Here is a 22,429-nt window from a genome sequence, read left to right as displayed (position 1 = left end):
CACCTGCTTTTTTTAGTCAAAACATGACAAAAAAAGCTCGTTGTTTCCTTTAGTTTATGATGATAAGATGTATCATAATGTAATGGGAAAATTAGTATATATGTTGTTCGTTAATAAGTATTATTTATCAATTAATAGTAAGCGCTTTCTTGTCGTTTGAAACGTACGTTTTTATAGGTGGGAAATTTAATTATAGGGTCTTTTAAATGAGGATTCGTTTAACTAATCAAGTTTATGCTGCTAGTTCATGTGGGATAGAGAATATACATATGGTATATGGAGCTACTGAACATTATATAAGTGGAGGCTGAAGTATATGAAGGGGGTTATTTTAGCTGGAGGAAAAGGAAGACGCCTTAGACCATTAACATGTAATACTCCAAAGCCGATGTTACCATTATTAGAAAAACCAGTTTTAGAATACAATATTGAGTTATTACGCCAGCATGGTATTCGTGAAATTGCAATTACTGTTCAATATATGAGTACTACGATTAAGCGATATTTTGGTGATGGTAGTAAATGGGGAGTTAACTTGTATTATTTTGAAGACTCTCCTCCACTTGGTACAGCAGGGAGTATTAAACAAGCAGAACAATTTTTAGATGAAACATTTGTTGTAATAAGCGGGGATGCATTAACTGACTTTCAATTATCAGAAGGAATTAGGTTTCATGAACAAAAGAAAAGAATGGTAACAATGTTTGTGAAAGAAGTAGAAAATCCACTCTCATTTGGATTGGTTGTAATGAATAAAGACCAGGAGGTTACACGATATATAGAAAAGCCGGGTTGGAATGAGGTAGTATCTAATGTTGTGAATACAGGCATATATATTATGGAGCCAGAAATCTTTTCTTACATACCGCCTAGACAATTTTTTGATTTCAGTCATGATGTGTTTCCTTTATTGGCAAACAAAAATGTGTTATTCGCATATTTGTCAGAAGGTTATTGGTTAGATATCGGCACATTTAATCAATATCGACAAGCACAATTTGATTTGTTAACGAAAAAGTTACAAGTACCTATTCCTTATACGGAAGTATTACCGATGGTATGGATGGGAGAAGGGGTGACGATTGGGAAAGGGACAAAAATTCATGGCCCCTCTTTCATTGGAGAAGGAGCAAAGATTGGTACAGGAGCTGTAATTGAGCCATATTCTATTATTGGAAAAAATAGTATCATTTCAAATTATTCTCATCTTCAAAAAAGTATTGTTTTTGCAAATGCCCATATTGGAAAGTATTGTGAACTATTAGAAACGACAATAGGAGAGCGTACAATAGTTGAAGATGACGTTACACTGTTTCAAAAAAGCATTGTAGCGGATCACTGTCATATCGGGAGAAGTACGATAATTAAGCAAAAAGGAAAACTATGGCCTTATAAGGCGATTGATAGTCATTCGATAGTAGGAGCGGCTGGTATTCAAGAGAGTGAAATGAGTGCAGGGTGGTTACAAAAAAGCCGCATTGTAGGAAGAGGGAATGTTGAAATTACTCCCCAGTTTATCGTGAAGATTGCGATGGCGTATGGCTCTCTTTTTACAAAAGGAGAAAGTATATTAATTGGAAGTCAAGAAAATATAGAAACAACCTCTTATAAAAATTTATTTTTACATGCTATTCATGGTATAGGGATTCATACGATGGAATGCAAAGAAATGAACGAGTCACTTTTTCAATATAGTGTTCATCATTTGCAATGTGCAGGTGGGGTTTTCATTCAAGTGGAGAATGAGAATGAGATTGTTATAAAGTTGTATGGTCAAGCTGGCATGCCGTTAACGTATAAGCAGCAAAAAGAGATAGAACAAGTATATATGTCCGAATTGTTTTATTACGTGCATGAGAAAGAGATGGGGCGAAATAAGCTGGTTCATGTTTCTATGAATGAGTATATAGAAGTTATATTGGGGCATATTGATATCGAGAAAATACAGATGCAGAAGTTTCATCTTCTTATTAATAAGAGAAATGATACGTTGCAACATTTACTTATGCTCTTTCTACAAAGACTTGGTTGTACAGTTACATGGATTTATGCAAGTGAACAAAAAGATCATGTGAAAGCTTTGATGAAATCAAGTAAAGCGAATATGGCTCTTATGTTTTCTGAGCAAGGAAATCATTTCGAGTTATACGATAAACATAGTAATATTTACCAGGGTACAGATTTAGAAGAGGTAGATATTCCAGATTTCTTACTCGAATCTACAGGAAATATTTACCCAATGTCTTTGAAATTAGGAGAATGTTATCTTCTGTTTTATACGCAGGATGAAAGGAAGTCGTTTCAAGTAAGGTGGAAGCGAGATATTTTATATCGAATTGGAAAATTATTTGAGCTAATAGCATTGCAAGGAAAAACGTTTCTCAGCATAGTAGAGCAATCACCTCCGCTCTATTTACTTTATGATGAAGTGGTATGTTCATGGAATGAAAAAGGGAAAATTATGAGGAAATTATTGGATGATATTGAAAGGAAGGGAGAAGGCATATTTGAAGGAGTACAGTTCAAATATACTGAAAAAGAGTGGTCTTATATCGTTTCTGACACAAAACAACCAAAATTTTTAGTGTATTCACATGCTAGAAACCCAGTAATAGCAAGGGAAAACATGAAAAATATTATAGAAAAAATTAGACAATATCAAAAGGTGTAGAATTTTTATTTTAAAAGTGGTATTATAGTATAGTCTGATTTAAGTTATTAGTACTGGAGGGAAATAAGAATGCGTGTGAATATTACTCTAGCATGTACAGAATGCGGAGATCGTAACTATATCTCAAAGAAAAATAAACGTAACAACGCTGAGCGTATCGAGCTTAAAAAGTATTGCAAGCGTGACAAGAAGTCTACGTTACACCGTGAAACAAAGTAAGCAGTAGGAATATTTTCCTACTGTTTCTTTTTTTATTCGATTCCTATGTTAAAAGTGATACACTATCATCATAGAGTAAAGTGTCACTGTAAGGAGGAGAATGTGTGAAAGAAGAGAAAGTGCGTTTGCGTAAACAAATAATAGAACACATGAATTCTTTATCAGAAGAACAGTATACAACTTTATCAGAACAGATTGCATTTTCGTTGTATGCGCAAAAAGAGTGGGTTGAAGCTAAAACAATTGGAATTACTCTTTCAATGGAAAATGAAGTGAATACATATCCTATTATCGAAAAAGCTTGGGAAGAAGGAAAGAAAGTTGTAGTTCCTAAGTGTAATAAAGGAACAAGAACGATGTCCTTCCGGAAAATTAGTGATTTTGATCAATTAGAAACGGTGTATATGAATTTACGTGAACCGATTCCGGGACTTACGGAAGAAGTCAGTGCGGATGACATTGATCTTCAAATTGTGCCAGGCGTAGCTTATACAGAGCGAGGAGAACGGATTGGATACGGCGGGGGCTATTATGATCGTTATCTCGTGCATTATAAAGGGAAAACGCTATCATTAGCATATGATTTTCAAATGGTAAAACACATTCCGGTAGAGCCATTTGATAAAAATATAGAAAAAATTATTACAGAAAAAGGAACAATGCTTATAAATGAGCTTGTATAGACAAATAAAAATTGACGAGACTTTTTCTTCTTGATTATAATAAAATATGTGAACGTTTTCTTATTATAATTTTTATAGTAAGTGAGCATAGAGGGTGATGAAATGGTATCTATTTATGATATTCAGCAATTGCTAAAGAAATTTGGTACGATTATTTATACGGGAGATCGAATTGCAGATTTACAATTAATGCAAGATGAATTGCGTGAATTAAATCAATCACAGCTAATCGATCCACAAGACTATCAAACAGCTTTATTTTTATTGAAGCAAGAAATTCAAAAAGAGCTAAATAAGAATTAGATAAAGGTAGGTAAGCAACATGGAAGAGAAATGGTTAGTTGGTGTTGACCTTGGTGGTACAACGATTAAATTAGCATTTATTAATGTATACGGCGAAATTTTACATAAGTGGGAAATCCCTACAAATACAGGTGAGCAAGGAAAACATATTACACTTGATGTTGCGAAAGCAATTGATAAAAAGCTAGAAGAATTAGGCGAATTGAAGAGCAAGTTAATTGGTATTGGTATGGGAGCTCCTGGCCCTGTACATGTGGCATCTGGAATGATTTATGAAGCGGTTAATTTAGGGTGGAAAAACTATCCGCTAAAAGATTTATTAGAAGTAGAAACAGGATTACCTGTTGTTATTGATAATGATGCAAACTTAGCAGCGCTTGGTGAAATGTGGAAAGGTGCTGGTGAAGGTGCAAAAGATTTAATCTGCATGACACTTGGTACGGGCGTTGGTGGTGGTGTAATCGCCAATGGTGAGATTGTACACGGCGTGAGTGGTGCTGCTGGTGAGATTGGACATATTACAGTAGTTACAGAAAATGCTTTCCCATGTAATTGCGGGAAGTCTGGTTGCTTAGAAACAGTAGCATCTGCGACAGGTATTGTACGTGTTGCTATGCAAAAAATACAAGAGACTAATAAAGAAAGCATGTTGCGTTCTATGTTAGCTGAAGAAGGACGTATTACATCAAAAGATGTCTTTGAAGCACTTGGACAAGGTGATGAATTAGCAGGCGAAGTAGTAGAAAAGGTAGCTTCTTATTTAGGGTTAGCTGTAGCGAACCTATCTAGTACGTTGAACCCAGAGAAAATTGTTATTGGTGGAGGCGTGTCTAAAGCTGGAGATGCGCTATTAGAACCAATTCAACGCTATTTCGAGCAATACGCTTTCTCACGTGCTGTAAAGAGCACGAAGTTAGCTATTGCAACACTTGGTAATGATGCAGGTGTTATCGGAGGAGCTTGGCTTGTAAAAAAGCACAAATACGAAGCGAAGATGATATAAGTTTTGAAATATGAAAAGAGGAAGGGGGAATCCTTCCTCTTTTTGTGTGAAATCTCGATGAAGAATAAAGTGTAAACGAATTAAGCTGCTGGTGGATACCCGTTATATAGAACAGTCATGATCGTAAACCATCCGAAAACGAGTACAGTTGCAATTGCAAAGCCGCTCGCGAAAAAGTTTTTTTCACGAAGTGTTCTAAGCGTAGCAAATACAGCTAACAGAGTGACAAGTGTAAAAATAATAACAAGGCCCATGCAATATCCTCCTCTGTCTACCCATTTCTTATTATGAGTTTTTGGAATATTTACTCTTTTATATTGTACATGTTTTAAAAATGATTGTCGAGATAGCATCCTTTCTTTTCCTAAGAGAAAGAAATGTTGTATCATTAAAAGTAAGTTTAATAACTGGAGGAGATTTTCATATGAAATGCATACAAATGCCGTTAGGCCCATTACAAACAAATGCTTATATTTTAATGAACGATCAAAAAGAGTGCATTATCTTTGACCCTGGGCACGAAGGTGAAAAGCTCGTTACATATTTACAAGAAGAACAATTAAAACCATTGGCTGTTTTATTAACGCATGCTCACTTTGATCATATCGGTGCTGTTGATGCGGTAAGAGACGCTTTTCATATTCCTGTATACGTACATAAAGAAGAAGCAGATTGGTTAGGAGATGCAACTGTAAACGGCTCTCAAATTTTTATGATGAACCGCAGTATTACAGCAAAACCAGCGGATCATATTATTGATGCAGAAGGTACATTAACAATTGGATCATTTAATTTTGAAATTTTTGAGACGCCAGGACATTCTCCAGGAAGTATTTCTTATTATAGTAAAGAGGCAAATGCTGTATTCTCAGGAGATGTATTGTTCCAAATGAGCATTGGAAGAACAGATTTGCCTGGTGGAAGTTTTGCTGAATTAATTGGAAGTATTGAAGAGAAATTATTTGTATTACCAGATGAGACAGCGGTGTTATGTGGACATGGTCCAGAAACAAGCATTGGTTTTGAAAAAGAAAATAATCCGTTTTTACAATAAGGAGTCATTATGGGAATGGAGCTCATTTTAAGAGAATGGATGGGGAAAGAAAAGGATTATTCAATTTCATATAGTACGTATATGAACCTTGTATTGTATACAGAAGGTCATGGATATTATATGAAAGAACGTGAAAAGATTGGAAGACAAGGGGATTTTTTTACAAGTAGCAATGTATCCTCTGTTTTTGCAAAAACTTTTGCTAAACTTTTTATTCGTCTTGTTGAAAATGGTGAAGTTGCTTCGAATATTTGTGAGGTTGGTGGGGGAACTGGAAAGTTTGCCTATGATGTTTTACAAGAATGGAAGCAATTATCTCCAAAAACCTTTATTGATTTAAACTATTCAATGATTGAAGTGAGCCCTTTTCATAGGAAATTACAGCAGGAGCAGCTTGGCTCATTTTCTAATGTATCGTACTATACCTCCTATAGTGAAATGGGAGATTCTTTCGAGGGAATTCTCTTTTCGAATGAGTTGTTTGATGCATTTCCTGTTGAAATAATTGAGAAAAGAAATGGTATGTTGTATGAAGTGCGTATTACATATACAGAGGAAGGAAACCTTTCAGAAGTATGTAGGCCGTTAGATAAAAGAATTGGTCGATATTTATTGAAATATAATATTCATATTGCTGAAGGGCAACGTTTTGAAGTACCAATTGTGATGGAGGAGTATATAAAAGAAATCGCGAAATGGTTTCAAAAAGGTATATGTATTACAGTTGATTACGGATACACAAAAGAAGAATGGATGCATCCAGCACACCGTGAAGGAAGTTTGCGAGGTTATTATCAGCATAAGCTAATACGTAACCCACTAGCGCATCCAGGTGAAATGGATCTTACTACTCATATTCATTGGGACGAGCTAAAGGAGATGTTTAGTATGCAAGGAATGAGTGCAGTATGGCATAAGAAACAATCTGAGTTCTTGTTAGCTGCAGGGATATTAGAACAGCTTACGAGCCATCAAGATATGAATCCTTTTTCTGAAACACAAAAACAAAATCGAGCAGTTCGTTCTATGATTTTGAATGGAGGAGTAGGGAGTGCGTTTGATGTTGTTATACATACAAAAGATATGCAACATTTACATTTGGAGCGGTATGTAACAATATAAAAAACAAGACACAGTATATACTGTGTCTTGTTTTTTAATACGACTTATGTAGTATTATATATTTCCTCTCATGATATATATTTATATTAAAGATATGAGATAAAAAATATAGAATACGTTCTTTTTCTTCGATTATTAGTCCCTAACCTAATAATACGCGAACGAGTTGAATTATTGTTTCGTTCTCTACTTTGTAATAAATTTCCAATCCTTTTCTTTCACTAGAAACGATTTTAGCGCTTTTTAATTTTGCTAAATGCTGTGAAATTGTAGATTGTGGCATGTTTAAGCCAGTGTACATTGTAGAAACGTTGCTTGGACCGCGCTCAATTAATCCTTTTACGATACATAAACGAACAGGATGAGCCAGCACTTTTAATAATTCTGCATTACTTTCATATAGTTCTAATTCTTTTTGAAAGGTTTCTAACATGTTCTTTTCCACCTCCGTGTGAGCTATTATACCATACTATACATACCAAAAATTTAAAGAAAAGAAAATAGTTGTTGCAGAAAAAAAGTCCTAAAGTAAAGAAATTGTAAGAAAAGAGACCATGATGTAAATAAAATAGGTAAATTAGCACGTTTTTGTAAAATGACATTTTTGGGTGAAAATTTCGATGCGTTTTAAAAATTGAAAGATATAGATATATTTGTAACACAATTTTATCATGATTTTCTTATTCTTTCAAATGAATATACTAAATTTTTAAAATAATATGACAAAGGAATTATAATGATATATATAGAATATAAAACAGGTTAAAAGAAAAGAAGCTGAATGTAATTCGCTTCTTTATGGTGATAATGAAATATTTGATTACGGCTGATAAATCTTAGGATAATCAAGTCATTAGTCATTTATTCTAAAATTCATCTTTTAGCAACGTTAAAAATCTGTGATTCCATATGTTCTCGTAAAAATCAATTGTCTCTTTTGCGGACATAAAAGGATTATTCAACGTAGAGGTTGTTTTCTGTATCATAAAGTTTTCGTATCCCAGTCCGTGGGCAAACTTAATCGTAGCATCCATACAGTACTCTGTTTGGGCACCGCAAAATTCAATGCGATTTACAGATAATTGATCTAAAATTTCTTTTAAGTTTGTTTTATAAAATGAATTAGCATGTGTTTTTCTTACAAAAAAATCTTGTTCTTGAACATCAAGATCGGTATGAATAGCCCAAAGTTCTTTCTCGGGTACTAAATCATCATCACAATGTTGAACAAAAAGGATTGGTTTATTTAATTTTCTGTATGAAGAAATTCTTTTATTTACTTTTGTTAGTAAGTTCTGTAAATCAAATAAATGCTCTCCGCCATAACATACGCCATTTTGTAAATCGATAACGATTAAAATATCTGCGCAAGTATCCATTATTTTTACCCCTTTTTTATTTTTTAATATATCAATTAATAAATTATTTAGAAATAGATGATATACTTTTATTTTTTATGGACTATAAGAAAAATTTCAAATGACTATAACTAAATCGCATAAAAAGAAGATATGAAAACCTATTCTCATATCTTCTTTTTTCTCTATGCATTTACAGGTTCTTCTACATAAGAAAGGGCATTTTCAAAATCGGATATTAAATCGTTAACATTTTCAAGACCGACTGATAACCGAAGTAATGAATTAGAGATTCCTCTTTCATCACGAGCTTCTTGCGACAGTGCTGCATGTGACATTTTTGCTGGATAAGAAAGAATTGACTCTACAGCTCCTAAACTAACTGCAAAAACAGGTAATTTTACTTTTGATAAAAATTGGCGGAGTGCATCTTCTGACTGCAAAGTAAATGATAAGACTGCTCCAGCTGATGTTGCTTGAGATTGTTGAATATCAAATCCGAGATGTGTTTGTAATCCCGGATAATAGACATTTTGTACTTTAGTGTGCTCTTGTAAATAATGTGCAATTTTATTGGCATTTTTAGCTGAATGCTCGAGGCGTACATGTAATGTTTTTAGACCGCGAAGTACGAGAGAACAATCTTGAGGTCCTAAAATAGCACCGAATGCATTTTGTGAAAATCCAAGCTTTTGAGCGAGTTCTGCATCTTTTACTACTGCTAATCCGGCAGTAACATCACTATGCCCAGCAATAAATTTTGTGGCACTATGAAGAACAACATCAGCTCCAAGTTCAAGTGGTTTTTGGAATAGTGGTGTCAAAAATGTATTATCAACAAAAGTAAGAGCCCCAATAGATTTTGCAAGTTTAGAAACCTCGCGAATATCTGTTACCTTTAAAAGTGGATTAGAAGGTGTTTCTACATAAAAGAGCTTTGTATTTGGTTTAATGCTTTGTTTTATTTCTTCTAAATTGGTCATATCAACAAATGTATGTGAAACACCGTAACGGGAGAGTACCTCAGTTATCACTCGGTAAGTTCCTCCGTATACATCTTCTGAAATGAGTACGTGATCACCTTGTGAAAGAAGGAGGAATGCAGTGGAAATCGCTGCAATGCCTGATGCAAAGGCGAATCCCTTTGTTCCACCTTCTAATAAAGCAATGATATCTTCAAGAGCTTCACGAGTTGGATTTCCTGACCTGCTATAGTCATATTTTCCGAACGTATCTACATCAAACTGGTGAAAAGTTGATGTGTTATAGATAGGAACGTTCACAGCTCCTGTTTGCGAGTCATGTTTATATTGGTTGTGTAGTAAGAGTGTATCTATAGAATAACTCATATTCTTACACCTTCTTTTACAAGTTTAATGGCTTGCTTTAAGTCTTGAATTAAATCGTTACTATTTTCAATGCCAACGGAGAATCGAAGAAGACGATTACATACACCGTTTGCTGTTCTAATTTCTTCAGGAATATCAGCATGTGTTTGCGTTGCTGGATAAGTCATTAAACTTTCTACACCACCAAGACTTTCGGCAAATGTAATTAAGGATAAAGATTGTAAGAATGGATTAATCCAAGCTTCATCTTTAAGGCGAAATGAAATCATGCCGCCTCTTCCAGGATAAAATACATCTGTCACCCCGTCTTCATCATTTAAATATGCAACAACTGCTTTCGCATTTTCTTCATGCTGTCTCATGCGAAGCGCTAACGTTTTCATACCGCGAATTAATAACCATGAGTCAAATGGGCTTAAAACTGCACCTGATGCATTATGATAATGAGCGATTTCTTCACAAAGTTCCTTTCCTTTTGCAACGACAAGTCCGCTTAGTACATCGTTATGTCCCCCTAAATATTTCGTTGCGCTGTGAAGTACAATGTCAGCACCTTCTGTTAATGGTTGCTGTATATAAGGTGTGTAGAATGTGTTGTCTACAATAAGAAGTAGTCCGTGCCTTTTCGCTACAGTTGCGACAGCAGCAATATCAGTAACTTGCATTAATGGATTAGTTGGAGTTTCTATGAAAATAGCCTTCGTTTCAGTTGTGATAGCTTGCTCAATTTGTTTAATAGACTGTGTATTTACGTATCTACATCGAACATTCCACTTTTTTTCATGTTCAGAAAATAATCGATACGTTCCACCGTATAAATCTTCAGATACAATAAGTTCGTCTCCAGAGCGGAATAGAGAAAGGACGAGGAGAACAGCCGCCATCCCTGAACTACAGGCATAACCTTGTTCGCCATATTCTAAGTCTGCGATTGCCTGTTCTAAAAGACCTCGAGTTGGATTGCCAGTTCGTGAATAGTCAAAGCCAGTAGATTTACCAATTCCTTCATGACGATAAGCGGTTGAGAAATAAACTGGTGGATTAACCGTTCCAGTTGTAGTTTCACTGCGATTGCCGATTTGTGCTAGTTTTGTTTCGATTGTTGACATGTGAAAATTCCTCCTTTTTAAATTGAAACATTAAGTGAATATAAAATAAAAAAAGCCTTCTAAGAAGAAGGCTTTCGGTTTGAATAGAGTCTTCTTCTCATCTGTCAAATCTTTCACAATTTGCTGGAATTAGCACCTTATTAACAAAATGTTAATGGTTGCTGAGGCGTCACAGGGCCAGTCCCTCTACCTCTCTAGATAAGAATGTTCGTATGAAATTTTTATTATGTTTTTAACTTTACAACAAAAGATAATTGAATTGCAACTTTATTTTTCCGCAAGTGTCATTGACTTTTACTTTTGTGCATGCTAAATTTATTAAAAAATTAACAAACATTGTTAAAAGGGGAACGCATTTCCTTTTAGCTACATAAATAAAATAATAAAGACAACTCTTATTGAGAGCGGTGGAGGGAAAGGCCCTGTGAAACCCGGCAACCTTCAAACGAAATGTTTGAAACGGTGCTAATACCTGCAAAACGAATGTTTTGCATAATAAGAGGAGGAACGATTATGTCCCCCTCTTCAAAGTGAAGAGGGGGTTTTTATATTGATAGAAATGAGGGAGATTCGTGAAATTACTAGATTTATTATCAAAAGGAATTGTAATAGGTGATGGTGCGGTTGGGACGTTATTGCATTCACATGGCTTGCAAAGTAGCTTTGAAGAATTGAATGTATCTGATCCAGACTTAATTATATCGATTCATAAACAATATGTAGCTGCTGGAGCAGATGTAATTCAAACGAATACGTATGGAGCAAATGAGGCGAAATTACGTATGTACGGCTTAGAAAATCAAGTTACAGAAATTAATAGAGCGGCAGTAAAACTGGCGAAAGCATCTGTTACAGATAAAAATGCAATTTTAGGAACAATTGGTGGTATGAAACATATCGGAGCCGTTACAACGACTGATATGGAAAGGGAGTTTATGCTACTTGAACAGGCAGGGGTTTTACTAGAAGAACAGGTTGATGGATTACTATTAGAAACTTTTTACGATGAATTTGAATTACTTCATGCTGTTAAAGTATTGCGTAAGCAAACGAACATTCCAATTGTTGCTCAATTAGCGTTACATGAAGCAGGTACGACTCAAAATGGAAATGATGTTAATGAAATATTAAAGCAACTTATAGATTACGGTGCAAATGTTGTTGGATTAAATTGTCAACTAGGGCCGCTTCATATGACGGAGGCTTTCAAAATGATATCGATTCCGCAAAATGGCTATTTATCAGCATACCCAAATGCAGGTCTCCCGAATTATGCGGAGGGACGTTACGTATATGAGGGAAGCCCAGCTTATTTTGAGGCGATGACGCCGAGATTTATTGAGCAAGGTATTCGGTTATTAGGTGGTTGTTGTGGTACGACTCCAGAACATATTCAAAGTATGAAGCACGCTGTTGCGAATGTTACACCTGTAATAGAAAAAGACACCATTCAAAGGCCGAAAGTTGTTCATACGCATGAGAAACGTTCGAAGGCTCACGTCACTCTAGCAGAGAAAGCGAAAAAACAAACGACAGTTGTAGTGGAATTAGATCCACCGAAAACGTTAGATACACAGCGGTTTTTTGAAGGAGCAAGAGCTTTAAAAAGAGCGGGAGCAGATGCTATTACTCTAGCAGATAATTCATTAGCATCGCCTCGTATTTCTAATATGGCAATGGGTGCGTTATTAACGAAGCATGATATCCCGGTATTGACACATTTAACGTGTAGGGATCATAACGTCATTGGACTACAATCTCATTTGTTAGGTTTATCGGCGTTAGGGATGGAAGAAGTGTTAGCTTTAACTGGTGATCCAGCGCGCGTTGGTGATTTTCCTGGTGCAACTTCTGTATACGATTTGTCCTCTATTGAGCTCATTAAAATGATTAAAGAAATGAACGATGGACGTTCAATTTTAGGGAAATCAATTGGACCGGCGACAAGGTTTTCTGTAGGCGGCGCATTTAATCCTCACGTGAGGCACTTAAAAGCAGCGGTTAAGCGAATGGAACGAAAAATAGATGCTGGAGCGGAATATTTTTTAACTCAGCCAATTTACGATATCGCGTTAATTGAAGAAGTGTATGAAGCGACAAAGCATTTGGAACAACCTATTTTTATTGGAATTATGCCGTTAGTAAGTAAGCGGAATGCAGATTTTCTTCATTTTGAGGTACCGGGTATTACTCTTCCAGAAGAAATAAGAGAGAGAATGGATGGACACGAAACGAAAGAGGCGGCAATTGAGGAAGGGATTCGCATTTCGCAAGAATTGATCGACGCAGCGATGAAATATTTTAATGGTATTTATCTTATTACACCATTTTTAAAATATGAAATTACAGAACATCTTGTTAAATATGTAAGAGAAAAGCAAGAAGTGAAAGAAGGTATTAATTGATGAAGTGTATAGAAGAAAAATTACAAAATAGCATTTTAATATTAGATGGTGCAATGGGAACAATGATTCAGCAAGAGGATTTAACTGCTGAAGATTTCGGAGGAGAAGAGTACGAGGGCTGTAATGAATATTTAGTAGAAACAAGACCAGACGTTATTTTAAAGATTCATAAAGCTTATATTGAAGCTGGAGCGGATATTATTGAAACAAATACATTTGGGGCAACGAATATTGTACTAAGTGATTATGAGCTGTCTCATTTAGATGAAGAACTAAATGAAAAGGCAGCACTTTTGGCGAAGCAAGCTGTTAAAGAAAGCGGTAAGGAAGTATATGTTGCGGGAGCGATGGGACCAACAACGAAAGCAATTAGTGTTACTGGTGGTGTGACTTTTGAAGAATTGATTGAGGCTTATACAAGGCAGGCACGAGGATTATTAAAAGGAGAAGTTGATGTATTACTCGTTGAGACGAGTCAAGATATGCGTAACGTGAAAGCAGCTTATATTGGAATTCAAGCTGCTTTTGAAGAACTGAAAAAAACGGTTCCTATTATGATTTCAGGAACGATTGAGCCAATGGGAACGACTCTGGCTGGGCAAACAATTGAAGCTTTTTATTTATCAGTAGAACATATGAAACCATTATCTGTTGGGTTAAATTGTGCGACTGGTCCGGAGTTTATGAGGGACCATATTCGTTCACTATCTGATTTATCGGAGTGTTACATTTCTTGTTATCCAAATGCAGGTCTTCCTGATGAAGATGGACATTACCATGAGTCTCCATCTTCTCTCGCTGAAAAGGTGAAGCGATTTGCTGAAGAAGGATGGGTTAATATTATCGGTGGTTGTTGTGGCACGACACCAGAACATATAAAAGCAATGAAAGAAGCACTAGCATCTCTTAAGCCTCGTGACCATCATGAGAGAGAAGGACATGGAATTAGTGGATTAGAGGCACTGCAATATGATGAGTCTATGAGACCGTTATTTGTAGGTGAAAGAACGAATGTTATTGGATCACGTAAATTTAAACGATTAGTAGCAGAAGGGAAATTTGAAGAGGCTGCTGAAGTGGCAAGAGCGCAAGTGAAGAAAAATGCTCATATTATTGATATTTGTATGGCAGATCCTGATCGTGATGAAATAGAAGATATGGAGAAATTTTTGACAGAAGTTACGAAAGTGTTAAAAGTACCGATTATGATTGATTCAACGGATGAAAATGTTATGGCAAGAGCACTTACTTATATTCAAGGAAAAGCTGTTATCAACTCTATTAATTTAGAAGATGGAGAAGAGCGTTTTGAAAAGGTAACACCGCTTCTTCGTAAGTATGGTGCTGCAATTGTAGTTGGTACAATCGATGAAGATGGTATGGCAGTAAGTGCTGAAAGAAAATTAGAAATTGCAAAAAGAAGTTACGAATTATTAACGACGAAATATGGGATACGCCCGTCAGATATTATTTTTGATGCACTTGTGTTTCCAGTAGGGACAGGTGATGAAGAATATATTGGTTCAGCGGCAGCGACTATAGAGGGCATTCGCCTTATTAAAGAAGCGTTACCAGAGTGTTTAACGATTTTAGGTGTAAGTAACATATCATTTGGTTTACCACCGGCTGGACGTGAAGTATTGAATTCCGTCTTTTTATATCATGCTACGAAGGCTGGATTAGATTACGCGATTGTTAATACGGAAAAATTAGAACGCTATGCGTCGATTCCAGAGGAAGAAAAACACCTTGCAGATGCATTACTGTTTGAAACGACGAAAGAGACGTTAGAAGAATTTACAAACTTTTACCGAGTCGCTAAAAAGAAAGATGTCGTTGTGCAAGAAACGTTAACGCTAGATGAACGACTAGCAAATTATATTGTAGAAGGTACGAAACAAGGATTACACGAGGATTTAAGTCTTGCACTTGAAGAAGGAAGAAAACCTCTTGATATTATTAACGGTCCGCTTATGACAGGGATGGATGAGGTAGGACGACTATTTAATAATAATGAACTTATTGTTGCTGAAGTATTGCAAAGTGCCGAAAGTATGAAAGCTGCTGTAAGTTATTTAGAGCCACATATGGAATCTAGCGATAGTGCAAAAAAAGGGAAAGTATTATTAGCAACTGTAAAAGGTGATGTGCATGATATTGGGAAAAATCTCGTTGAAATTATTTTAGCGAATAACGGATATGAGATTATTAATTTAGGAATTAATGTACGTTCGGATCGAATTGTTCAAGAAGTACAAGAAAAGAAGCCGGACATTATAGGCCTTTCAGGTTTATTAGTAAAATCAGCGCAACAAATGGTAACGACTGCTGAAGATTTAAAAGCAGCAAATATTGATGTTCCCATTGTTGTAGGTGGTGCAGCGTTAACGAGAAAGTTTACAGATAATCGGATTTCACCATCATATAAAGGGCTCGTTTGTTATGCGAGTGATGCGATGACGGGGCTCGATATTATTAATAAGCTTCAAAAAGAAGAAGAGCGTGAGAAGATGAAACAGGATAAAAAAGAACGTCATCTTCATATCGTAAAAAAAGAGGAGAAGAAAGTAGAAATTCCAGCAGTAATTGAGCCATTACCGAAGGCTGAGGTTATGGTGCCTGATTCAACAAAACGAATTGTATTACGTGATATTCCGGCTCTTCATCTCGCTCCATTTTTAAATAGACAAATGCTACTTGGGCATCACCTTGGATTAAAAGGAAATGTGAAGAAGCTTTTGAAAGAGGGAGATAAGAGAGCACATGAATTAAATGATTTAATAGATGAATTATTGCAGGAAGGACAATCTTGGTTAAAGCCGAAAGCAGTGTATCAATTTTTCCCAGCGCAAAGCGACGGACAAAACATTGTAATATATGATCCAGAAGATCATACGCGTGTTATAGAGCGTTTCACATTCCCTAGACAAGGAAAGGCTCCCTATCGTACTTTAGGCGATTATTTGCGCCCAATTGGAGATGAGATGGACTATGTTGCTTTCTTATCTGTTACGGTTGGGGAAGGAGTTCGGGACATTGCTGAAGAGTGGAAGGCGAAAGGTGATTACTTACGTAGTCATGCCATTCAATCGTTAGCGCTTGAATTAGCAGAAGGACTTGCTGAAAAAACACATATGCTCATTCGTGACCGCTGGGGCATTCCAGACTCACCTGAACTGACGATGGAAGAACGTTTCCGTACGAAATATAGAGGAATACGCGTGTCATTTGGTTATCCGGCGTGTCCAGAACTTGCAGATCAAGAAAAGCTATTTCGCTTAATTCATCCAGAGGAAATAGGTATTTCATTAACAGAAGGATTCATGATGGAGCCAGAAGCGTCCGTAACGGCTATGGTATTTTCTCACCCTGAGGCAAGATATTTTAGTGTATTATAGTCTAGAAGGGGGAGACGTATGAAGAAAATAGTCTTTACAGGTGGCGGTTCGGCAGGACATGTAACACCTAATTTAGCCATTATCCCATATTTACAGGAAGACAACTGGGATATCTCTTATATTGGTTCTCACCAAGGTATTGAGAAAACGATTATAGAAAAGGAAGGCATTCCCTACTATAGTATTTCGAGTGGAAAGCTACGTCGTTATTTTGATTTAAAAAATATAAAAGATCCTTTTCTTGTAATGAAGGGGGTTATGGATGCGTATGTAAGAATTCGAAAACTAAAACCAGATGTGATTTTTTCAAAAGGCGGTTTCGTATCCGTACCAGTCGTAATTGGAGGATGGCTAAATAGAGTACCAGTTTTATTACATGAATCTGATATGACGCCAGGACTAGCAAATAAAATTGCGCTTCGTTTTGCTTCGAAAATATTTGTTACATTTGAAGAAGCGGCGAAACATTTACCGAGAGAAAAAGTAATATATACGGGATCTCCTGTACGTGAAGAAGTGCTGAAGGGAAATCGTGAAACAGGTTTAGCATTTTTAGGTTTTTCACGTAAAAAGCCAGTTATTACGATTATGGGAGGTAGCTTGGGCGCGAAAAAAATTAATGATACGGCTCGAGAAGCATTACCAGAACTTCTTAAAAAGTATCAAATTGTTCACCTTTGCGGAAAAGGTAACCTTGATGAAAGTTTACAAAATAAAGAAGGATATAGACAATTTGAATATGTACATGGAGAACTGCCAGATATATTAGCGGTAACAGATTTTGTTATTTCACGCGCGGGCTCCAACGCAATTTTTGAATTTTTAACATTACAAAAGCCGATGGTTTTAATTCCATTATCGAAATTTGCAAGCCGTGGAGATCAAATATTAAATGCAGAGTCCTTTGAAAGGCAAGGGTATGCCTCCGTATTATATGAAGAAGATGTAACTGTAAAATCTCTTATAAAGTATGTCGAAGAATTGAATCAAAATAATGAGAAGTATAAAACAGCACTAAAAAAATATAATGGAAAAGAAGCAATTAAAACAATCATTCAAAATATTTCAGAGGCATGATGAAACAATCATGCCTCTTTTAGTAGGGTGAAAGATTCCAAGAATTGATATTTTTATGTTACAATAAAGTGAAACTTTAATCAGTTGGGGGCATCCTCCATCTAACTTCTTTGCTTTCACTGGAATTTGAGGAGGGGGTTTTACTGCCCTCAAATAGCGGGATAACAAATGGGTTAATAGGGAAATTCCAATTAATGAAGCGTGAAAATACGAATGGATTAGGAGTGACTGTGTTGGAGCTAAGTCTCTATGAAAATACTGCACTTATTATATGCTTTGTGTTGTACGTTGGTAGTGTTATTGTTTATATTTCAAGGAAATTTTCGCAAGAAAGAGAGCTTGAAAAATCAGAGATAACAGCTGAACTAGAAATGTTAGCTGATGAAAGTTATAAAAAACAAAAAATAAAAGAAGACCATGAAGCATCCCATCATTTAAACGCAAATAAGTTTTAAAGATGGGGATTTTTTTTGAAGTTGTTCTTTATTATAGCTATAACAATTAACGCTAAAAAGGAGTTTCCCCATACATAATGAAGGAGTGTATATAAATGAATTTTTATATCGCCTCAGGTTTCCAAAATAAACATCTTGTATGTTCCGTAGCAAATGAACTGAAACATGCAGGATGGCACCATACATATGATTGGACCAAAAACGAAAGAGCAGTGAATCAAGAACAATTAAGAGAAATTGGTCAGGCAGAAAAAAATGCTGTAAAAGAAGCGGATGTGTTTTTACTTATATTAGATGGCGGAAACGGGAGCCATACAGAGTTTGGAATGGCGATTGCACTAGAGAAAACGATATATGTATATCATGCAGGAAACCCGCTCCAAACAACGTTCTATCACTTGCCAGAAATAAATATTTTTGAAGGAGATGTAGCTGAGTTTGCATCTTATGTTATGAATCATGTGAAATAATAGTAACTACCTAAAAGGTTATAAAAGTGATCTTTTGGGTACAGTGATGATAAGAAACGTATATAAAGGAGTACATAATATGAAATTAGAAAATGGATGGGAAACGAGCTTTTTAGAAGTCGTACAAAATAGTGAATTTAAGAAAGAGGCACTTCTTAGTCAATTGCTTTGTCAGGATAGTGAAGAAGTAGAAGAGCTTGTGGATGATTACGGCTACGAAGAACTTGTTGAACGTGAACATGATGATGAGTTAGCTGAAATCTTAGGAGAAGAACTTTTTAGTGAGATGGAACGCCAAGTATTCTTATCTTCAAACCCAGAAGAAAAACTTATTGCATTCGTCAATGGATTAGGTTTTCATGTGTTAGATTGGATCGTTCTTCTTGAAACAGAATTTGGCATTGATAGTGCAACCTTTACATCAGATGCTGTAAAGGTGTTAGAAAAGCGTTTCAGACAGTTTCCGTACATAGAGAACAATACAATTTTTGATATGACATTTGGAGAATCGATGGATGTATTAGAATCTGTTACAGGATTACAACTAAAGGAAAAGATGAACATATAATGAAAAAAGAACGTGATTCAATCACGTTCTTTTTTTACATAATAATAATTTTATCATCTAGTTTTGTCTGCCCGGTAAGAAGTGCGTTTAAATATTCCACTTTTCTTATACAAGCTTGTATATGTCTTTCAACCTCTTGTAACTCTGCTTGGTGATGTGTTTCAATTGGATGAATTTGTACGTTGAATTTTTCAAATTGACTACTATATGTTATTTCTGCATAGCCGCTCATAATATCGGTTTCGTTATGAAATAAAAATTGCCTCGTTTTGTCACAGAATGATACATCCTGAAAGCCATATACTTTTAATGCTTCAATTACTTTTTTAATCATTTTTGTATTCATTTTTTTAACCCTCTTTACGAAGTTCTACTTTTATATTATAACATAAAAAATTACATAGAAAGCGCTTCCAAGTGTATTTTATTATAAACTTTACGTTTCAATCACAAAAATGAAACAAAGAAAAAATAATTGTAAAGAAGGAAGGACTCTTTTATTGTTTCGTCATATATATAGAGAAATAGTGCAATGAAAGGAAATTTTCCGAGGTGGAGATCGTATTTCCAATTTGAGCGCAGTAAAAGAGGTGAGAATCTTGAACTTTGATATTGTAGGACAAAAAGCATATATAAAAGATGGACCGCATCGGAACCGAATTGGAATTGTAAAGAAAAACGAGACAAAATTAGCATCGCAGTTTGCTATTGTAATTGGAGAACAAATTATTGATGTAGAGCTAAAGGATATCGTGTTAGTTGGAGTAGACGTAGGACAATTTCATAAATGGTGCGAACAAAATGGTTATTTGTGAAAAGGACGGGCTGTGAGATAATGAAATATATTTGAGGAAAGAGAATATATTATTGTATTCTCTTTTTCTATGTTTAAGGAGGCGAAAATGAAATATAAAGAACAGGAGTTTACGTTGGAGTTAAAAGAGAACATTCAATGTATGGAGAAGGAAATAGAGCGAATGGCACTTAAATTGTATAAAGAGTATTCGCATTTATACATAGAAAAAAACATGGAATTAGATATGGGATTTGCAAGAGAAAAAGAGAATCCCTTTGAGGTGGGTTATTATTCAACAGTTGCTATAGCTATATTAGATGAAGAAAAAGAGATGATTAAATTTCACAATATTCCAATTTAAGGATGTTAAAGAATCTTTTTAGGAATGCCAATTCAATCAAACATTTTGGGTAGTAAGAAAGTAGGAGAACTCGCTGATGAATCTTGTTATGAGATTGAGGAAGAGTTAAAAGAGCAATTAGAAGAATACTTGGAGTGATAATTCTCAAGATAAGATCTATAAAGAGGGAACGGAATAAAAAAGACGCTAACAATTGTATGTTAGCGTCTTTTTTTCATTATGAAGCAATTTCACCAGTTTTTGTATCATCTTGATTGTACGTATCTTGATCTAATTCACCAAGCCATTTACTTGAAATAAGACCTGCTGTCATAGAACCACTTACGTTAAGAGCTGTACGACCCATATCGATTAATGGCTCAACCGAGATAACTAGAGCAACAATACCGATTGGTAAGTTCATTGTAGATAGTACGATTAAAGCTGCGAATGTTGCACCGCCACCAACTCCGGCAACACCGAATGAGCTAATAGCAACAACAGCGATTAAAGTTAAAATAAATTGTGGTTGTAATGGATCAATTCCTACAGTTGGAGCGACCATCATTGCAAGCATTGCTGGATAAATACCTGCGCAACCGTTTTGTCCGATAGATACCCCAAATGAAGCTGCGAAGTTTGCAATTCCTTCGGAGATACCAAGCTTTTCTTTTTGAGCTTCAATATTTAATGGCATCGCACCAGCACTAGAGCGAGATGTGAATGCAAAAGTTAGTACAGGGAACACTTTTTTCAAATATTGAATTGGATTTAAACCAGACAATGCAATTAATAATAAGTGAATGATAAACATTACGATAAGTGCTACATAAGAGGCTAATACGAAGTTACCAAGCTTTAAAATAGCATTTATATCACTACCAGCAACTGTTTTTGCCATAAGAGCTAATACGCCGTATGGAGTAAGGCGTAAAATTAATGTTACCATACGCATTACGATTGCATATACAGCATCAAGCATTTTCTTAAATAGCTCTGCTTGTTCTGGATATTTTCGTTTTACACCTATAAAGGCAATGCCGATAAAGGCTGCAAATATTACGACAGAAATTGTTGATGTTGGACGAGCGCCTGTTAAATCAAGAAACGGATTTGTAGGCAATAGCTCTAATAATTTATCTGGAATTGTTGTCTTTTCAATAGAAGTAAATCTTTCTTCAACTAGTTTCAGACGAGCAGATTCTGCATCACCTTGTTGCAAGCCTGTTGCAGATACACCAAATCCTGCACTTGCAGCGATACCGACAGCTGCAGCGATTCCTGTAGTAAGAATTAAAATTCCGATAATAAGACCACTAATTTTACCAAGGTTTTTCGTTAACTGTAATTTTGTAAATGCTGAAATAATAGATACTAAAATAAGTGGCATAACGATCATTTGAAGTAATTTCACATAACCGTTACCAATTAAGCCAAACCAAGTATTTGATTCAATAATTACTTTAGAAGTTGGCTCATAAATGAATTGTAATATAAGACCGAATAAAATTCCGACTCCTAAAGCGGTAAATACACGTTTATTAAAAGATACATGCTTACGTTGCATATAATATAATACGCCAACTAAGATGAGCATGACTGCAACGTTAATTCCGACAAGCAGTGTATTCATGTTGATTCCCCCTAATTCCAATCTGTTATATAGAATATAAGGTAATAAAACCTATAAGTCAACTAGGAAATTGCGGGATTAAAAAAAAGATGGCAAAATGCCATCTTTTAATGTCCAGCCCCAGGGACAAGTAAAAATGTCGTGTAGTATGTAAATCCTATGAAGAAAACAGTTAAATATGCCCCAAATACGTATATATACATACGCTCTGTTAATTTTAAATAGCTTAAAAGTACGAAGAAACCTGTTTGTCCTAAAAATAGTAGTGCAGCCTGTTGCATATCTCCTACGTAAAACATAACCGAGAAAATTCCAGTCCAAAAGCCGAGAACGCGAAACATGCGATCCATGCTATTTCCCTCCTTTTCTAGAAAAAGTAAAACCTCTTTTCATTATAGTTTATTTTTCTTACTATT

General features: G+C 35.5%; 22 protein-coding genes, 1 pseudogene and 2 riboswitches. Of the genes and pseudogenes, 15 read left to right on the top strand and 8 right to left on the bottom strand.

What is annotated here, in order from left to right:
• Positions 1-316 precede the first annotated feature (316 nt).
• From MHH27_RS21960 to glcK, 5 genes are all read left to right on the top strand, one after another.
• A complete protein-coding gene (locus MHH27_RS21960; RefSeq protein WP_069604534.1) occupies positions 317-2,671 on the top strand; it encodes a sugar phosphate nucleotidyltransferase in 2,355 nt (784 codons plus the stop codon).
• Between the two features lie 69 nt (positions 2,672-2,740).
• Complete coding sequence (gene rpmG / locus MHH27_RS21955; protein ID WP_001265616.1) at positions 2,741-2,890, top strand: 50S ribosomal protein L33; 150 nt, start codon at positions 2,741-2,743, stop codon at positions 2,888-2,890.
• A 104-nt stretch (positions 2,891-2,994) separates the two neighbouring features.
• A complete protein-coding gene (locus tag MHH27_RS21950; RefSeq protein ID WP_000656861.1) occupies positions 2,995-3,573 on the top strand; it encodes a 5-formyltetrahydrofolate cyclo-ligase in 579 nt (192 codons plus the stop codon).
• A gap of 102 nt (positions 3,574-3,675) precedes the next feature.
• Complete coding sequence (locus tag MHH27_RS21945; RefSeq protein WP_000253699.1) at positions 3,676-3,876, top strand: YqgQ family protein; 201 nt, start codon at positions 3,676-3,678, stop codon at positions 3,874-3,876.
• Positions 3,877-3,895: 19 nt separating this feature from the next.
• A complete protein-coding gene (gene glcK, locus MHH27_RS21940; RefSeq protein WP_000391701.1) occupies positions 3,896-4,879 on the top strand; it encodes a glucokinase in 984 nt (327 codons plus the stop codon).
• 80 nt (positions 4,880-4,959) lie between these two features.
• Here glcK and MHH27_RS21935 read toward each other — a convergent pair whose 3' ends face one another.
• The gene (locus tag MHH27_RS21935; RefSeq protein ID WP_000524852.1) at positions 4,960-5,133 is read right to left on the bottom strand and encodes a DUF2759 domain-containing protein; all 174 of its coding nucleotides are present in this window, start codon (positions 5,131-5,133) and stop codon (positions 4,960-4,962) included.
• 170 nt (positions 5,134-5,303) lie between these two features.
• Between MHH27_RS21935 and MHH27_RS21930 the strand changes: the two genes are divergently transcribed.
• Entirely contained in the window at positions 5,304-5,933 is a 630-nt protein-coding gene (locus MHH27_RS21930) for an MBL fold metallo-hydrolase (RefSeq protein WP_340944059.1), read from the top strand.
• 9 nt (positions 5,934-5,942) lie between these two features.
• Positions 5,943-7,055: a class I SAM-dependent methyltransferase gene (locus MHH27_RS21925; protein ID WP_065229363.1), complete on the top strand. Its 1,113-nt coding sequence runs from the start codon at positions 5,943-5,945 to the stop codon at positions 7,053-7,055.
• Between the two features lie 142 nt (positions 7,056-7,197).
• Here MHH27_RS21925 and MHH27_RS21920 read toward each other — a convergent pair whose 3' ends face one another.
• The 4 genes from MHH27_RS21920 to metI form a co-directional block, all read right to left on the bottom strand.
• A complete protein-coding gene (locus tag MHH27_RS21920) occupies positions 7,198-7,488 on the bottom strand; it encodes an ArsR/SmtB family transcription factor (RefSeq protein WP_000894377.1) in 291 nt (96 codons plus the stop codon).
• Between the two features lie 433 nt (positions 7,489-7,921).
• The gene (locus MHH27_RS21915) at positions 7,922-8,434 is read right to left on the bottom strand and encodes a cysteine hydrolase family protein (RefSeq protein WP_069356200.1); all 513 of its coding nucleotides are present in this window, start codon (positions 8,432-8,434) and stop codon (positions 7,922-7,924) included.
• 164 nt (positions 8,435-8,598) lie between these two features.
• Positions 8,599-9,762: a cystathionine beta-lyase gene (gene metC, locus MHH27_RS21910; protein WP_340944056.1), complete on the bottom strand. Its 1,164-nt coding sequence runs from the start codon at positions 9,760-9,762 to the stop codon at positions 8,599-8,601.
• Complete coding sequence (gene metI / locus MHH27_RS21905) at positions 9,759-10,871, bottom strand: cystathionine gamma-synthase/O-acetylhomoserine thiolyase (RefSeq protein ID WP_000103889.1); 1,113 nt, start codon at positions 10,869-10,871, stop codon at positions 9,759-9,761. Before metI ends, metC begins: the two co-directional genes overlap by 4 nt.
• 94 nt (positions 10,872-10,965) lie before the next feature.
• A riboswitch (SAM riboswitch) is annotated at positions 10,966-11,076 on the bottom strand.
• Between the two features lie 187 nt (positions 11,077-11,263).
• Positions 11,264-11,373: riboswitch (SAM riboswitch) on the top strand.
• Positions 11,374-11,443: 70 nt separating this feature from the next.
• On the opposite strand from metI, the gene MHH27_RS21900 reads away from it, so the two are divergent.
• From MHH27_RS21900 to MHH27_RS21875, 6 genes are all read left to right on the top strand, one after another.
• On the top strand, positions 11,444-13,276 hold the full coding sequence (locus tag MHH27_RS21900; RefSeq protein WP_340944054.1) for a bifunctional homocysteine S-methyltransferase/methylenetetrahydrofolate reductase: 1,833 nt from the start codon (positions 11,444-11,446) through the stop codon (positions 13,274-13,276).
• Positions 13,276-16,674: a methionine synthase gene (metH, locus tag MHH27_RS21895; RefSeq protein ID WP_023523018.1), complete on the top strand. Its 3,399-nt coding sequence runs from the start codon at positions 13,276-13,278 to the stop codon at positions 16,672-16,674. Before MHH27_RS21900 ends, metH begins: the two co-directional genes overlap by 1 nt.
• An 18-nt stretch (positions 16,675-16,692) precedes the next feature.
• Positions 16,693-17,751, top strand: a complete 1,059-nt coding sequence (murG, locus tag MHH27_RS21890; protein WP_089171761.1) for an undecaprenyldiphospho-muramoylpentapeptide beta-N-acetylglucosaminyltransferase — start codon at positions 16,693-16,695, stop codon at positions 17,749-17,751.
• 194 nt (positions 17,752-17,945) lie between these two features.
• A complete protein-coding gene (locus MHH27_RS21885) occupies positions 17,946-18,206 on the top strand; it encodes a DUF3966 domain-containing protein (protein WP_000817964.1) in 261 nt (86 codons plus the stop codon).
• A 95-nt stretch (positions 18,207-18,301) separates the two neighbouring features.
• A complete protein-coding gene (locus MHH27_RS21880; protein ID WP_001012331.1) occupies positions 18,302-18,676 on the top strand; it encodes a nucleoside 2-deoxyribosyltransferase in 375 nt (124 codons plus the stop codon).
• A gap of 79 nt (positions 18,677-18,755) precedes the next feature.
• Complete coding sequence (locus tag MHH27_RS21875) at positions 18,756-19,244, top strand: hypothetical protein (RefSeq protein ID WP_141541665.1); 489 nt, start codon at positions 18,756-18,758, stop codon at positions 19,242-19,244.
• A gap of 34 nt (positions 19,245-19,278) precedes the next feature.
• Here MHH27_RS21875 and MHH27_RS21870 read toward each other — a convergent pair whose 3' ends face one another.
• A complete protein-coding gene (locus tag MHH27_RS21870; protein ID WP_001093240.1) occupies positions 19,279-19,590 on the bottom strand; it encodes a hypothetical protein in 312 nt (103 codons plus the stop codon).
• 253 nt (positions 19,591-19,843) lie between these two features.
• Here MHH27_RS21870 and MHH27_RS21865 point away from each other — a divergent pair, with 253 nt between their 5' ends.
• A complete protein-coding gene (locus MHH27_RS21865) occupies positions 19,844-20,059 on the top strand; it encodes a DUF3912 family protein (protein WP_001008326.1) in 216 nt (71 codons plus the stop codon).
• Positions 20,060-20,146: 87 nt separating this feature from the next.
• Positions 20,147-20,539: pseudogene (locus tag MHH27_RS21860) on the top strand (hypothetical protein).
• 79 nt (positions 20,540-20,618) lie between these two features.
• Here the strand turns inward: MHH27_RS21860 and MHH27_RS21855 are convergent.
• Together MHH27_RS21855 and MHH27_RS21850 are read right to left on the bottom strand one after the other, a co-directional pair.
• Positions 20,619-22,013 (bottom strand): L-cystine transporter, encoded by a 1,395-nt coding sequence (locus MHH27_RS21855; protein WP_098329263.1) that lies wholly within the window; start codon positions 22,011-22,013, stop codon positions 20,619-20,621.
• Positions 22,014-22,120: 107 nt separating this feature from the next.
• Complete coding sequence (locus tag MHH27_RS21850) at positions 22,121-22,363, bottom strand: DUF2626 domain-containing protein (RefSeq protein WP_000375619.1); 243 nt, start codon at positions 22,361-22,363, stop codon at positions 22,121-22,123.
• Positions 22,364-22,429 lie beyond the last annotated feature (66 nt).

Origin of the sequence: Bacillus sp. FSL L8-0152, from assembly GCF_038006365.1 — a bacterium.
Taxonomy (GTDB): Bacteria; Bacillota; Bacilli; order Bacillales; family Bacillaceae_G; genus Bacillus_A; species Bacillus_A cereus.
The sequence above is the reverse complement of the archived record's forward strand: the minus strand, read 5'-3'. Positions and strand labels throughout refer to the sequence as shown.